At 57.6% G+C, this 13,109-nt stretch carries 17 protein-coding genes; 14 read left to right on the forward strand and 3 right to left on the reverse strand.

Going from position 1 to position 13,109, the window contains the following annotated elements; all coding sequences use genetic code 11:
* Nucleotides 1–8: 8 nt before the first annotated feature.
* On the reverse strand, nucleotides 9–317 hold the full coding sequence (locus KI614_RS05030) for a DUF3579 domain-containing protein (RefSeq protein WP_226408317.1): 309 nt from the start codon (nucleotides 315–317) through the stop codon (nucleotides 9–11).
* 181 nt (nucleotides 318–498) lie between these two features.
* On the opposite strand from KI614_RS05030, the gene KI614_RS05035 reads away from it, so the two are divergent.
* Entirely contained in the window at nucleotides 499–729 is a 231-nt protein-coding gene (locus tag KI614_RS05035; protein ID WP_226408318.1) for a hypothetical protein, read from the forward strand.
* A 1-nt stretch (nucleotide 730) separates the two neighbouring features.
* Here KI614_RS05035 and KI614_RS05040 read toward each other — a convergent pair whose 3' ends face one another.
* Nucleotides 731–1,492 (reverse strand): ParA family protein, encoded by a 762-nt coding sequence (locus KI614_RS05040; RefSeq protein WP_226408319.1) that lies wholly within the window; start codon nucleotides 1,490–1,492, stop codon nucleotides 731–733.
* Nucleotides 1,493–1,629: 137 nt separating this feature from the next.
* Between KI614_RS05040 and KI614_RS05045 the strand changes: the two genes are divergently transcribed.
* From KI614_RS05045 to KI614_RS05070, 6 genes are read left to right on the forward strand one after another with little or no spacing between them, the layout of a single operon-like run.
* Nucleotides 1,630–2,802, forward strand: coding sequence for an aspartate aminotransferase family protein (locus KI614_RS05045; protein WP_226408320.1), 1,173 nt, complete (start codon nucleotides 1,630–1,632; stop codon nucleotides 2,800–2,802).
* Between the two features lie 2 nt (nucleotides 2,803–2,804).
* Nucleotides 2,805–3,728 (forward strand): ornithine carbamoyltransferase, encoded by a 924-nt coding sequence (argF, locus tag KI614_RS05050; protein WP_371810509.1) that lies wholly within the window; start codon nucleotides 2,805–2,807, stop codon nucleotides 3,726–3,728.
* Nucleotides 3,729–3,738: 10 nt separating this feature from the next.
* Nucleotides 3,739–4,974: an argininosuccinate synthase gene (locus KI614_RS05055; protein WP_203469019.1), complete on the forward strand. Its 1,236-nt coding sequence runs from the start codon at nucleotides 3,739–3,741 to the stop codon at nucleotides 4,972–4,974.
* A 3-nt stretch (nucleotides 4,975–4,977) separates the two neighbouring features.
* Nucleotides 4,978–5,202: a DUF2788 domain-containing protein gene (locus KI614_RS05060; RefSeq protein WP_203469020.1), complete on the forward strand. Its 225-nt coding sequence runs from the start codon at nucleotides 4,978–4,980 to the stop codon at nucleotides 5,200–5,202.
* Entirely contained in the window at nucleotides 5,203–5,520 is a 318-nt protein-coding gene (locus tag KI614_RS05065) for a pyrimidine/purine nucleoside phosphorylase (protein WP_203469021.1), read from the forward strand.
* A gap of 5 nt (nucleotides 5,521–5,525) precedes the next feature.
* Nucleotides 5,526–6,020 carry a YajQ family cyclic di-GMP-binding protein gene (locus KI614_RS05070; RefSeq protein WP_226408321.1) on the forward strand — a complete coding sequence of 165 codons (495 nt, stop codon included), beginning with the start codon at nucleotides 5,526–5,528 and terminating at the stop codon, nucleotides 6,018–6,020.
* A 66-nt stretch (nucleotides 6,021–6,086) separates the two neighbouring features.
* Here the strand turns inward: KI614_RS05070 and KI614_RS05075 are convergent, their stop codons facing one another.
* On the reverse strand, nucleotides 6,087–6,809 hold the full coding sequence (locus tag KI614_RS05075; RefSeq protein WP_226408322.1) for a type 1 glutamine amidotransferase: 723 nt from the start codon (nucleotides 6,807–6,809) through the stop codon (nucleotides 6,087–6,089).
* A 109-nt stretch (nucleotides 6,810–6,918) separates the two neighbouring features.
* Between KI614_RS05075 and KI614_RS05080 the strand changes: the two genes are divergently transcribed.
* The 7 genes from KI614_RS05080 (at nucleotide 6,919) to KI614_RS05110 (ending at nucleotide 13,085) form a co-directional block, all read left to right on the forward strand.
* Nucleotides 6,919–7,470 (forward strand): TIGR02281 family clan AA aspartic protease, encoded by a 552-nt coding sequence (locus KI614_RS05080; protein ID WP_226408323.1) that lies wholly within the window; start codon nucleotides 6,919–6,921, stop codon nucleotides 7,468–7,470.
* Nucleotides 7,471–7,479: 9 nt separating this feature from the next.
* A complete protein-coding gene (locus tag KI614_RS05085; protein WP_203469024.1) occupies nucleotides 7,480–7,737 on the forward strand; it encodes a hypothetical protein in 258 nt (85 codons plus the stop codon).
* Nucleotides 7,734–8,327, forward strand: a complete 594-nt coding sequence (locus tag KI614_RS05090) for a CoA pyrophosphatase (protein ID WP_226408324.1) — start codon at nucleotides 7,734–7,736, stop codon at nucleotides 8,325–8,327. Before KI614_RS05085 ends, KI614_RS05090 begins: the two co-directional genes overlap by 4 nt.
* Nucleotides 8,328–8,390: 63 nt before the next feature.
* Nucleotides 8,391–9,314, forward strand: a complete 924-nt coding sequence (locus KI614_RS05095) for a CobD/CbiB family protein (RefSeq protein WP_226408325.1) — start codon at nucleotides 8,391–8,393, stop codon at nucleotides 9,312–9,314.
* Nucleotides 9,315–9,337: 23 nt separating this feature from the next.
* Nucleotides 9,338–10,519 (forward strand): acetyl-CoA C-acyltransferase family protein, encoded by a 1,182-nt coding sequence (locus tag KI614_RS05100; protein WP_226408326.1) that lies wholly within the window; start codon nucleotides 9,338–9,340, stop codon nucleotides 10,517–10,519.
* Between the two features lie 203 nt (nucleotides 10,520–10,722).
* Nucleotides 10,723–12,135, forward strand: coding sequence for a circularly permuted type 2 ATP-grasp protein (locus KI614_RS05105; RefSeq protein ID WP_226408327.1), 1,413 nt, complete (start codon nucleotides 10,723–10,725; stop codon nucleotides 12,133–12,135).
* A gap of 2 nt (nucleotides 12,136–12,137) precedes the next feature.
* On the forward strand, nucleotides 12,138–13,085 hold the full coding sequence (locus tag KI614_RS05110; protein WP_226408328.1) for an alpha-E domain-containing protein: 948 nt from the start codon (nucleotides 12,138–12,140) through the stop codon (nucleotides 13,083–13,085).
* Nucleotides 13,086–13,109 lie beyond the last annotated feature (24 nt).

Here is a 13,109-nt window from a genome sequence, read left to right on the forward strand (position 1 = left end):
GCGATGTTTTAGCTGGTGCTTTTCTTGTCTTCCAGCGAGCAGACGCCATCGATGATTTGCAGGTCGTTATCCTGGGCAAAATTGAGCATGAAGCGGTAAGCCATCGGCTCGATTTCGCCGAGGCGGCCATCGACGAAAACAGCTTTTTCGCCGTTGTAGTCACCTGGGCCGACGTAAGGGGAGTATTTCATCTTGCGTTCTGCGCCGAAGGCTGACATCACGCCACAGAGTCGTTCGGCCCAGTCGCTGGGGCGGAATTTGCGTCCCTGTTTGGTCAGGCCAACAATGATGAAGGTGGTCGATTCTTGTATTGTCATTGTTCTACTCTGCGTTAGCGGGCGTTGCGACCTCTGGTTGCCGCATTCTAGCAGAAGCCTTCCGGCTGTGGCGTACTTGCCATCTTGAGGGGTAAAACTTCTTTTCCCTGAATGCGATACGTTGTTTTTCCAGAAACGGTTGCATATACTGGCCCTATCGCTTTGATCTGATGGGGGTTCTATGCTGGCTTCCTCGATTACCAAATATCACTTCCGCATCCGTACGCGCACCGGGGCGATCGTCGAAAATGTTGCCATTTTTGGCAAGTCGGAAGATGAGGCTGGCTGTAAATTGCGTCAAATGTACAAGGATTGCGAAATTCTGGATTGCCAGCTGGTGCAGTCCAGCGTTCTCGGTCGCGGCAACCATCTGAATTACGAGGATGTCGTTGACCTGATCATTTCAGCCTGAGCTATAAATCGCCGCGGTCGACCAGTTCAGCCAGCAGGTTTTTATAGTCATGGGCGCCCGGGCTTGATGCATTGTGGCGGAAAACATCCTGGTTCAGGGATGGGCTCTCCGCGACAGCGACATTTTCTGCAATCACCGTTTCGAGAACGTCGGCGCCGTAGCGCTCACGCAATTTGTTGCGTACATCGTCACTCATGCGTCGCCGCCGGTCAAACCTGGTTAGCAGGTAACGACGCTCGACGCGACGTTTGAGAACGGGTTCGAGTACCTGCAGGGTGCGAGTAATGTGGTCGGCTGCCTGCAAGGACAGATAGTCCGTCGAGATCGGGATCAGAAGGCGGTCGCAGGCAAAAATGGCATTGAGCGCCAGGACCCCAATGTAGGGGCAGCAATCAATGATGCAGTGGCGTGGAGCGGTGGTGCTTTCGAGCTGTTCCAGGCCGTGTCTGAGCTTGTTGAGAATGGCCGGGCCCTTGCCGAAGATCGAGTCGACCTTGATCAGTTGCTGGTGTGCGGGGATTAGTTGGCCGATGTGCTCCCAGTCAAGTTCCAGTTGGTCGAGTCCACGCAGGTCCTGATAAAAGGCAAACAGGCTGCGATTGGCTTCCATTGGAGCCTGGCCGTGAATGCTCGAAAGATGCCCCTGGGGGTCAAGGTCGAGCAGCAACGGAGGCGTGCCGGCACGGTTCAGCGCAGCGCCGAGATTGAGTGCAGTCGTTGTTTTTCCAACGCCGCCTTTCTGGTTGAATATGGCAATACGCATGGTCTGGTCGTTCTATACAAGGCTCTATTTTTCACTTAACATTCAGCTTTCTGCAACTCTTTCGGGAATATTCCCCGTTTGAGAGGTAGTCGTTCTGGCGGCGATGGCCGCCGTTTTCGTTTTTGGGGTCGATGACCATGTCGCACGTCATGAATACCTATGCCCGGTTGCCGGTGACTTTCAGTCACGGTGAAGGCTGCCGGATGACCGATGTCGAAGGTCGGGAATATCTCGATGCTTTGTCCGGGATTGCTGTCTCCACGCTGGGCCATGCGCACCCGAAACTTGTTTCGGCGATTGCTGCACAAGCTGGACGCCTGCTGCATACCTCAAATTTGTATCAAATTCGCGAACAGGAACAACTCTCTGAGCGTCTCGCCGCAGTTTCCGGCATGCAGGAGATCTTTTTCTGCAATTCCGGCTGCGAAGCTAATGAAGCGGCCATTAAACTGGCCCGTTTTTACGGGCACAAGAAGGGGATTGAATCGCCGACCATCATCGTGATGGAAAAGGCATTCCATGGCCGGACCATGGCAACTCTTTCCGCGACCGGCAATCGCAAGGCCCAGGCCGGTTTCGAACCGCTGGTGTCAGGCTTCGTGCGTGTGCCTTACGATGACCTGGATGCCGTCAAGGCGGTCGCCGAACACAACAAGAACATCGTTGCCGTGATGCTTGAAATCGTTCAGGGCGAAGGTGGCATTCATCTGGCTTCTCTGGATTACCAGAAGGGCCTGCGCAAATTGTGCGACGAACAAGGCTGGCTGTTGATCTGTGATGAAGTCCAGTGCGGCATGGCCCGGACCGGCAAATGGTTTGGCTATCAGCATGCCGGCATTCAGCCGGATATCGCAACCCTGGCCAAGGGCCTGGGGTCCGGAGTGCCGATCGGTGCCTGCATGGCCAGCGGCAAGGCGGCTGGCCTGTTCGGGCCGGGTAACCACGGTTCCACTTTCGGCGGTAATCCACTGGCTTGTACGGCGGCGCTGACGACGATCGATACCATCGAGCAGGATGGACTGATGGTCAATGCCGAGCGTATCGGCGGGCTGATTCGGCAATTGATGGCTGAAGCACTGGCTGGCAGCAAGGGCGTCCAGGAAATTCGGGGCCATGGCCTGATGATCGGTATCGAACTGGATCGCCCCTGTGGCGAACTGGTTGAAAAAGCGATGGCAGCGGGTGTGCTGCTCAATGTCACGGCAGACAAGGTGGTTCGCTTGTTGCCGGCGCTGATTTTTGGCGAAAAAGAGGCGCGCGAGCTAGTTGACCGCGTTGCTCCCCTCATCAAGGACTTCCTGGCGGCCTGATTATGGCGATCAAACATTTCCTGCAATTCAACGATTTTTCGCGCGACGAACTCGAATACGTCTTCGAACGTACGCGCTGCATCAAGAACCAGTTCAAGTCCTACCAGAAGTACTGGCCGCTGAGCGACCGCACGCTGGTCATGATTTTCGAAAAGGCCAGCACCCGGACGCGTCTGTCGTTCGAGGCCGGCATGCACCAGTTGGGTGGTGCTGCGATCTACCTGAATACGCGTGATTCCCAGTTGGGACGCGGCGAACCGGTCGAGGATGCGGCACAGGTCATTTCGCGCATGAGCGACATCGTGATGATCCGTACCTTCGAGCAGGAAATCATCGAGCGTTTCGCGGCCAATTCCCGCGTGCCGGTGATCAATGGCCTGACCAACGAATACCATCCGTGCCAGATCCTGGCCGATATTTACACCTACATCGAGCATCGTGGCTGCATTCAGGGCAAGACGGTGGCTTGGGTGGGCGATGCCAACAATATGTGCAACACCTGGCTGCAGGCGGCTGAGGTTCTTGATTTCAAGGTCAATGTATCGACCCCGCCGGGCTACGAGCTGCAGGCTGATCTGATCAAGGGCGTCAATGCTGCGCACTACGAGGTCTTTGCCGACCCGATGGATGCCTGTCGCGGAGCCGATTTGGTGACGACCGATGTGTGGACGTCGATGGGCTTCGAGGCCGAAAACGAAGCGCGCATGAAGGCTTTTGCCGACTGGTGTGTCGATGGCGACATGATGCGCATCGCCAACGAAGGTGCGGTGTTCATGCACTGCCTGCCGGCCCACCGTGGCGAGGAAGTCACTGCAGAAGTGATTGACGGGCCGCAATCCGTGGTCTGGGATGAGGCTGAAAATCGTCTGCACGTACAAAAAGCATTAATGGAATACCTGCTCCTGGGCAGGATTGAAACGAAGTAAGGGAACAGAAATGAGCGACGTCAAGAAAGTAGTGCTGGCCTATTCCGGTGGTCTCGATACCTCCGTGATCCTGAAATGGCTGCAGGATACCTACCAGTGTGAAGTGGTGACTTTCACCGCCGATCTTGGCCAGGGCGAAGAACTTGAGCCGGCACGCGCCAAGGCGCTGCAATTCGGCATCAAGCCGGAAAACATCTTCATCGACGACCTGCGCGAAGAGTTCGTGCGCGACTTCGTCTTCCCGATGTTCCGTTGCAATACGGTCTATGAAGGCGAGTACCTGCTCGGTACCTCGATTGCCCGTCCGCTGATCGCCAAGCGTCTGATCGAGATCGTCAATGCCACCGGTGCCGATGCCATTTCGCACGGCGCAACCGGCAAGGGTAACGACCAGGTTCGTTTCGAGCTTGGCGCCTACGCGCTGAAGCCGGGCATCAAAGTCATCGCCCCGTGGCGCGAGTGGGATCTGCTGTCCCGTGAGAAGCTGATGGCCTATGCCGAACAACATGGCATTCCGGTCGATATGAAGCACAAGCAGGGCGGTTCGCCGTACTCGATGGACGCCAACCTGCTGCACATCTCCTACGAAGGTCGTCACCTGGAAAACCCGGCGGCTGAAGCCGAAGAGTCGATGTGGCGCTGGACGGTTTCCCCGGAAGCTGCGCCGGACAAGGCCGAATACCTCGATATCGAATACGAGAAGGGTGACATCGTCGGCCTGAACGGTCAGCGCATGACGCCGGCCCAGGTGCTTGCCACGCTGAACAAGCTGGGTGGTCAGCATGGCATCGGCCGTCTCGATCTGGTCGAAAACCGCTACGTCGGCATGAAGTCGCGCGGCTGCTACGAAACCCCGGGCGGTACGATCATGCTGCGTGCCCACCGTGCCATCGAATCCGTCTGTCTCGACCGCGAAGTCGCCCACCTCAAGGACGACCTGATGCCGCGTTACGCCAGCCTGGTGTACAACGGCTACTGGTGGAGCCCGGAACGCATCGCGCTGCAGACGCTGATCGACCACACGCAAAGCGTCGTCAACGGCTTCGTTCGCGTCAAGCTGTACAAGGGCAACGTTATCGTCGTTGGCCGTGATTCCAAGACCGATTCGCTGTTCGATCCGACCATCGCCACCTTCGAGGACGATGCCGGTGCCTACGACCAGAAGGATGCGGCCGGTTTCATCAAGCTCAACGCGCTGCGCCTGCGCATTGCCGCCAACCTGCGCGCCAAGAACGGGAAGGCCTAAGCGATGGAAGGCAGCACTCTTTTTGGCCTGACCGAAGAACAGATTGCGGATTTCGGCTCAACCTGGGGTGTTGCCGCTTTCATCCTGTTCATGCTCTTCATCATTGGCGAGATCGCCTGGAAGTCGAAGGCTGGCAAGACCGGGACGTTTGTCCTGTTCTTCGTGCTGGCTTTCGGCATGGTCGGTTTTGTCGCCAAAGGCATCATTCAAAAACTCTGGGGTATTTAAATGTCGCAATACGACAACGTTTCCGTGGTCAAGAAGGCCAATGTTTATTTCGATGGCAAATGTGTCAGCCACACCGTGGTGCTGGCCGATGGTACGAAGAAGACGGTCGGCGTGATCCTGCCGTCCGCACTGACCTTCAACACCGGCGCGCCGGAAATCATGGAAGGCGTCGGTGGTTCGTGCAAGGTCAAGCTCAAGGGCGAAACCGAATGGACGACCTGGGGCGAAGGCCAATCCTTCAATGTGCCGGGCAACTCGTCCTTCGAGATTTCCGTCGCTGAAGGCGATGCTTACCACTACGTCTGTCATTTCGGGTAAGCGCCATGCCGAGCTTTGACTTCACCTCCGAGGCGGATCTGGTGGCGTTGAAGAACGCCATCGACGTGACTGCACGCCAGATCGACAATCGTTATGACTTCAAGGGCACCTCGGCCAAGGTCGAGTTGAACGAGAAGGACAAGGTCATCACCCTGTGGGGCGATTCCGATTTCCAGTTGGACCAGATCAAGGACCTGCTTTTCCCGGCCATGGAAAAGAAGGAAAAAGAGAGCGTCAAGCGCCTCGATCACCAGAAGGTGGTCAGTGTTTCAGGCAACAAGGTCAAGCAGGAAATGAAGATCAAGGATGGGATCGACAGCGATCTGGCCAAGAAGATCGTCAAGCTGATCAAGGATGGCAAGCTCAAGGTCCAGGCGGCCATTCAGGGCGATACCGTGCGTGTCACGGGCGCCAAGCGGGATGATCTGCAGGGTTGTATCGCGCTGGTCACCAAGTCGATTACCGACTTCCCGATCAAGTACGGCAACTTCCGCGATTAAGGCTGCATTTCGCGGTCGACCGCGAAATGCAGGTAAAAATGGGCAGCCAGGCTGCCCGTTTTGCTTTTAGCCGGGCTGGCGAGACAGCCCCTTGATCCACACCGAGTAAAGCTGTTCGGACAGTTGGCGCATGCTTGGCAGGCGCTGGCTGATTTCGGCCTGTATGGTTGCCGGTGGCTGGACGCTGGGTTGATCACCCGCGGCGATGATTTCATTGACCCAGTCATCACACCAGGTGGCGATCATTTCCGGCGTCATTTCAACATGGCACTGCATCCCGAGATGGGGGCCGAGAGCAAACATCTGGTTGGTGCAGTAATTCGTCGATAAAAGGCGCGTTGCCCCTGGCGGCAGGCTGAATGTTTCTCCGTGCCAATGGAACACGGTGCTCTTCTCGCTGGCAAAACGGCCCAGCCAGTGTCGGGCGATATCGCTGTCCGAGGCAAAGGCTTCGCTCCAGCCGATTTCCTTGGCCGGATTGCGTGTCACGGCGCCGCCCAGTGCTTTGCTGATCAGTTGCCCACCCAGGCAGTGTCCGAGGACCGGAATATTGCTTGCAACGGCTTGGCGAATCAGTTCGCAGACGGGGGTGATCCAGGGAAGGGCGTCGTTCACGCTCATCGGGCCGCCCATGAAACACAGGCCGGAAAAGCCGTCGACCGTAGCAGGGACGGATTCGCCTTCATCAATGGCGATCAATGTCCATGGAATCCCTTGCTGTTCAAGGAATATGGCAAAATAGCCCGGACCTTCAGTTGGGGAGTGGCGAAAGATGGCGACAGGTTTCATGGCAGGACAAATGTCGGGAAAAGTGATGCGTCATTCTACGGTGCTGGCCTGCGCTTTATTATTTTTTTCAGGCTTGGCGTCAGCCCAGAATGTGGGCCTGGCAGGCTTGATGGGTAGCAAGGCGATGTTGATGATCAATGGTGGCGAGCCGCAGGCTGTTGCCATTGGGCAATCGCTCGATGGCGTCAAGTTGATCGCTATCCAGGGAGACCAGGCGATTGTCGAAGTCGGTGGCAAAAAGCGGCCGCTGCGCATCGGTCAGCATGCCGTCGGTGCCAATCTGGGCGATGGTTCCGGCAGAGTCAGCCTGACGGCAGATGCCCGTGGTCATTTCGTGACCACCGGGCAAGTTAATGGCACATCGCTCAGCTTTATGGTGGATACTGGGGCGACGTCGATCGCCATCGGCGCTTCCGATGCTCGCCGGATCGGGCTCGATACGAGCCGCGGGGAGCAAGGGACAGTGAGTACGGCCAACGGCCGGACGACCGTCACCCGCTTGAAACTCGATACGGTGCGTGTCGGTGACATCACCTTGTACAACGTCGATGCGGTGGTCATGGGGCACGACATGCAGCCGGCGCTGCTGGGCATGAGTTTCCTCAACCGGATGGAAATGCAGCGCGACGGCGGGACAATGACACTTAAAAAACGATTCTAGGAGAGAAAAATGCCGCAACGTGATCAGGAAATAGCGCTTTTACGCGAAGAGCTTGAAATGCTGATGAGAGAGCGACAGGCTATTTTGCGCGTTGTCGGTATCTCTGCCGCGCTGATTGCTTCGCTCGACAGCAAGCGTCTGCCGGTGGGTGCAGTCGAGGCCGCCGATATGCTGGCGACGTCGATCAACTGCCTGTCGGAAGAAACGCTGCAGGATGCCTTGTCCGCGGTCAACGCTGAAATTGAGGATGAATTGCCGGGCGCATGAGTGTCGATCTAGAGCATTTGCGGGCCAGTTTGCTGCCTGAGGCGCAGTCTGGTCACTTCGTTGTCGAAGATGGCGCCGAGGATCAGCCGCTAACCCCGGCGGCGGTGCTTGTGCCGATTGTTACGCATGCCACCGGCTACACCGTGCTGCTGACCCAGCGCACGGCTCATCTCAAGGATCATGCCGGGCAGATCAGCTTTCCTGGCGGACGGGTCGAAGACGATGATTTGTCGCCGGCCGATACGGCCTTGCGAGAAACGGAAGAAGAAATCGGGCTGACGCGCGAGAAAATCGAAATCCTCGGATTCCTGCCGGAATATCGGACAGGGACAGGGTTCAGGGTTATTCCCGTGGTTGGCCTCGTGCAACCGCCATTCGATTTGGCCCCCGATCCTTTCGAAGTTGCCGAGGTCTTTGAGGTGCCGTTGGCCTTTTTACTCGACCCGGCCAATCATCAGCGTCATTCTCTGCACTACCGTGGGGCCTTGCGTCACTTTTTTGCCATGCCGTACGGAGAGTATTTCATTTGGGGAGCTACGGCCGGCATGATCCGCTCCCTGACCGCCCGGCTTGGCCTGCATCCGGCCTGAGCTTGTGGTATCGTGGCGTTTTAGCACAAGAAAATAAGCCGAATACGGCATTTTTCGTCCCCCATGAGCCTTCTCTCGCTGATCGCCGTTTTCCTCATCGAACAGCTACAGCCCCTGCATTATCGTCGCGTGGTTGCCGACCCGCTTGCCGCGTGGGCTGATTTTGTCGAATCGCGTTGTAATGCCGGCGCTTATCGCCACGGCGTCCTGGCCTGGTGTCTGGCTGTCTTGCTCCCGGTCGGGCTGGTTGCCCTGCTTTATGGCCTGTTGTACTCACTGAATCCCTTGTTTGCTTTGGGTTTCAATGTGGGTGTGCTTTACCTGACAATGGGCTTTCGCCAGTTCAGCCACCATTACACTGAAATCCAGCTCGCTTTGCGGTTGGGTGAGCTTGAGCGGGCGCGCAGCCTGCTCGCCCAGTGGCAGGGGCGCTCGACGGATGGTCTTGGCTCGGAAGATATTGCCCGATTGTCGATCGAGGGCGCATTGGCCGCTTCGCATCGCCACGTTTTTGCCGTGCTGCTCTGGTTTGTCTTGCTGCCAGGCCCGTGCGGAGCGGTTCTTTACCGTATCTCCGCCATCGTTTATGTCCAGTGGAAGAAGAACCATCTAGTCGAAGGGAATGATTTCTCCGTGTTCTCACGACAGGTTTTCGGTATGATCGAGTGGTTGCCCGTTCGCGCAACTGCTGCAGCCTTCGCCATTGTGGGCGATTTCGAGGATGCCGCTTATTGCTGGCGTACTCAGGCGGGTCAGTGGCCGGACCGTGATCTCGGTATCGTTCTGGCCGCCGGTGCCGGTGCGCTCGGTGTGCAGCTTGGTCGGCCAGTGGTCGATGACGGCGAGGTTTCCGACCGTGCCGAACTTGGTCTGGGTGATCCGGCCGATGTGGATTTCATGCAAAGTGCCGTCGGTCTCGTCTGGCGAGCTACGGTGCTGTGGATGTTGTTGCTGTTTTTGTTGGGGCTTGCCAGTCTGGTGGGCTGAATAATTCTTTTCAGGAGGTTTACATGAGCAGAGATGTTGTCGTTCTGAGTGCAGTTCGTTCCCCGATTGGTTCTTTTGGTGGTGCCCTGGCTGATTTCGAATCGACCGAACTGGCCGGTATCGTCATGAAGGAAGCGGTTGCCCGTTCCAACGTTGATCCGCAGCAAATCAATTATGTAACCGTTGGCACGACGATGCCGACCGACTCCCGTTACGCTTACGTTTCCCGCGTCGCCTCCATCCAGGCCGGTCTGTCGATGGACTCCGTCGCCATGCAGGTTTCCCGCCTGTGCGCTTCCGGCCTGCAAGGCATTGTCACCACCGCCCAGAACGTCATGCTGGGTGATGCCGACTACGGTATCGGCGGTGGCGTCGAAGTCATGTCCAAGGCCGCCTACCTGATGCCGGCACTGCGTTCCGGCGCCCGTATGGGTGACACCAAGGCAGTTGACTCGATGGTTGCCGTGCTGACTGACCCGTTTGGCGTTGGCCACATGGGTATCACCGCAGAAAACCTGGCTGCCAAGCACGGTATTACCCGTGAAGCCCAGGATGCCTTCGCTGTCGAATCGCAGCGTCGTGCTGCTGCCGCCATCGCTGCCGGCCACTTCAAGTCGCAGATCGTGCCTATCGTCAAGCAAACCCGCAAGGGCGAAGTGGTGTTTGACACCGACGAATACGTCAAGGCCGGTACCACCCTGGAATCCCTGGCCAAGATGAAGCCGGCTTTCAAGAAGGACGGTACCGTCACCGCGGGTAATGCTTCCGGTATCAACGACGGCGCTGCCTTCTTCGTGTTGGCTGCTGCTGACGTGGCTGCCAAGGCCGGTCAGAAGGCCATGGCTCGTATCGCTTCCTACGCTGTTGCCGGCGTGCCGAACGATGTGATGGGCGAAGGTCCGGTTCCGGCCACCAAGCTGGCACTGAAGAAGGCTGGCCTGACGCTCGACCAGATGGATGTTATCGAGTCGAACGAAGCTTTCGCGGCTCAGGCTCTGTCTGTTTCCAAGCTGCTCGGTCTCGACCCGGCCAAGACCAACCCGAACGGCGGCGCCATCGCGCTTGGCCACCCGGTCGGTTGTTCCGGTGCTTTCATCGCCACCAAGGCGCTGTACGAACTGGAACGCGTCGGCGGCAAGTACGCACTGGTCACGATGTGTATCGGTGGTGGTCAAGGTATCGCGGTTATCTTCGAACGCGCCTGATCGCTCCAGTAAGCTGCTTTACCCAAAACCCGCCGGAGCGATCCGGCGGGTTTTTTATTTGCACCAGTTTGATCTGTGCGCGCACTGCCATGGGGCATCAGTCTCCGGCTTTGAATTCTAATGCACTGATTTATCAATGTTTTTGACAGTGGCATGGAACCTGCTGAATCACTAATGAGAGCATCCTCAGCGAAGAGCCCACTATGAACTTCTACAACGAAATGATCGACGCCAATGGTGGCGTACGAGCCCACTATCAGGGTTACGATGAATGGCTGAAGGCGACGCCGCCGGAGCGTATTGCCCGAAAGCGGGCCGAGGCGGATCTGGCCTTCCACCGGGTCGGCATTACTTTCGCGGTCTACGGTGAAGAAGCCGGCAAAGAGCGGCTGATTCCCTTCGACATCATTCCGCGCATCATTCCTTCGGCCGAATGGAAGGCCATGCAGGCAGGGCTGCGCCAGCGGGTCAAGGCGCTGAACATGTTCCTGCACGATATCTACCATGATCAGGAAATCCTCAAGGCGGGCAAGATTCCTGCAGAGCAGATCCTGAACAATGCCCAGTATCGCCCGATCATGAAGGGCGTCGATGTGCCGGGGGGGGTGTATGCCCACATTGCCGGTGTCGATATCGTGCGGGCCGGCGCCGGCGAGTTTTACGTACTCGAAGACAATCTGCGCGTTCCTTCCGGTGTTTCCTACATGCTCGAAGACCGCAAGATGATGATGCGGCTCTTCCCCGAGTTGTTCGCCAAGCACAAGGTGGCCCCGGTTCAGCATTATCCCGACCTGTTGCTCGAAAAACTGCGTGCCGTGGCGCCGAATGGCGTGAGCGACCCGACAGTCGTCGTGCTGACACCCGGCGCGTATAACAGCGCCTATTTCGAACACACTTTCCTGGCTCAGCAGATGGGCGTCGAGCTGGTTGAAGGGCGCGATCTCTTCGTCAAGGATGAAGTCGTCTACATGCAGACGACGCAGGGTCCACAGCGTGTCGATGTGATCTATCGCCGAATCGACGATGACTTCCTTGATCCGCTCGTTTTCCGGGCTGATTCCGCCCTCGGCGTGCCCGGCATCCTGCGTGCCTATCAGGCGGGTAATGTGACGCTGGCCAATGCCATCGGGACCGGTGTGGCTGACGACAAGTCGATCTACCCCTATGTGCCGGAGATGATTCGCTTCTATCTCGGCGAAGAACCGACGCTGAACAATGTGCCGACCTATATGTGCCGCAAGCCGGACGAGCTGTCTTATGTGCTGGCCAATCTGCCCAAGCTGGTCGTCAAGGAAGTGCATGGTGCCGGTGGCTACGGCATGCTGGTCGGTCCGGCCGCAAGCAAGGATGAAATCGAGCGTTTCCGCCAGCTGCTGATCGCCAAACCGGATGGCTACATTGCGCAGCCGACGCTCGCCTTGTCCAATTGCCCGACTTTCGTCGAGGCCGGTGTGGCGCCGCGTCACCTCGACCTGCGCCCCTTCGTGTTGTCTTCCGGGCAGTGCGTGAACATGGTGCCGGGCGGCTTGACGCGCGTTGCGCTGACCGAGGGCTCCCTCGTCGTCAATTCATCTCAGGGTGGCGGTACCAAAGACACCTGGATTCTGGAGGACTGATCATGCTTTCACGTACTGCCGACCACCTGTTCTGGATGTCCCGCTATATCGAACGGGCCGAGAACCTCGCCCGTTTGCTCGATGTCACCTGGCAAATGTCGCTCGTCCCGCAATCGCTCGATGCAGCCAACCAGAACTGGAATGCGATCATCGCGCTGAACAGTCTGGAAACGGCCTATGCCGAGCATTACGACACGGTCAACGCCGAAAATGTGCTGCGTTTCATGGTCACAGATCCGAACAATTATTCGTCGATCTACAGTTGCCTGCGCCTGGCACGCGAGAATGCCCATGCCGTGCGTGGCACGGTGACCAGTGAAATGTGGGAAACGCTGAATTCAACCTGGCTGGAGGCGCGCGAAAAGAGTTTCGAGCAGATTCTCAACGCCGGCATCGGCGAGTTCTTCGACTGGGTCAAGATGCGCTCCTCGCTGTCGCGCGGCGTGACGATCGGAACCTTGTTGCAGGACGAAGCCTTCCACTTCATTCGCCTGGGGACGCTGCTGGAGCGGGCGGACAATACGGCGCGCATTCTCGATATCAAATATCACGTCCTGCGGCCGCACGGTGACGAAGGGGCAACCGACTTTTACCAGTGGGGGGCTTTGCTCCGTTCGGTGTCCGCTTTCGAGGTCTATCGCAAGGTTTACCGCGACGTCATCACGCCGGAACGCGTCACCGAGCTATTGATCCTGCGCAACGACATGCCGCGCTCCCTGCATTTCTGCATGAATGGCGTGGTCAAGAACCTTGAGTTGATCGCCAACAGTCATTCCGGCGAAACGCAGCGCCAGGCCGGCTTGCTGCACGCCCAACTGCACTACGCCCGGGTCGAGGATATCCTGGCCGAAGGCTTGCACAAGTGGCTGACCGATTTCATGGACCGCATCTACGCGCTGGGTGACGGGATCAGCAAGGATTTCCTGGTGCCGATGGCTGAAGCCGCCTGAGCCAGTCAAATTGACATAACAAGG

Source organism: Dechloromonas denitrificans (assembly GCF_020510665.1).
Classification (GTDB): Bacteria; Pseudomonadota; Gammaproteobacteria; order Burkholderiales; family Rhodocyclaceae; genus Azonexus; species Azonexus denitrificans_B.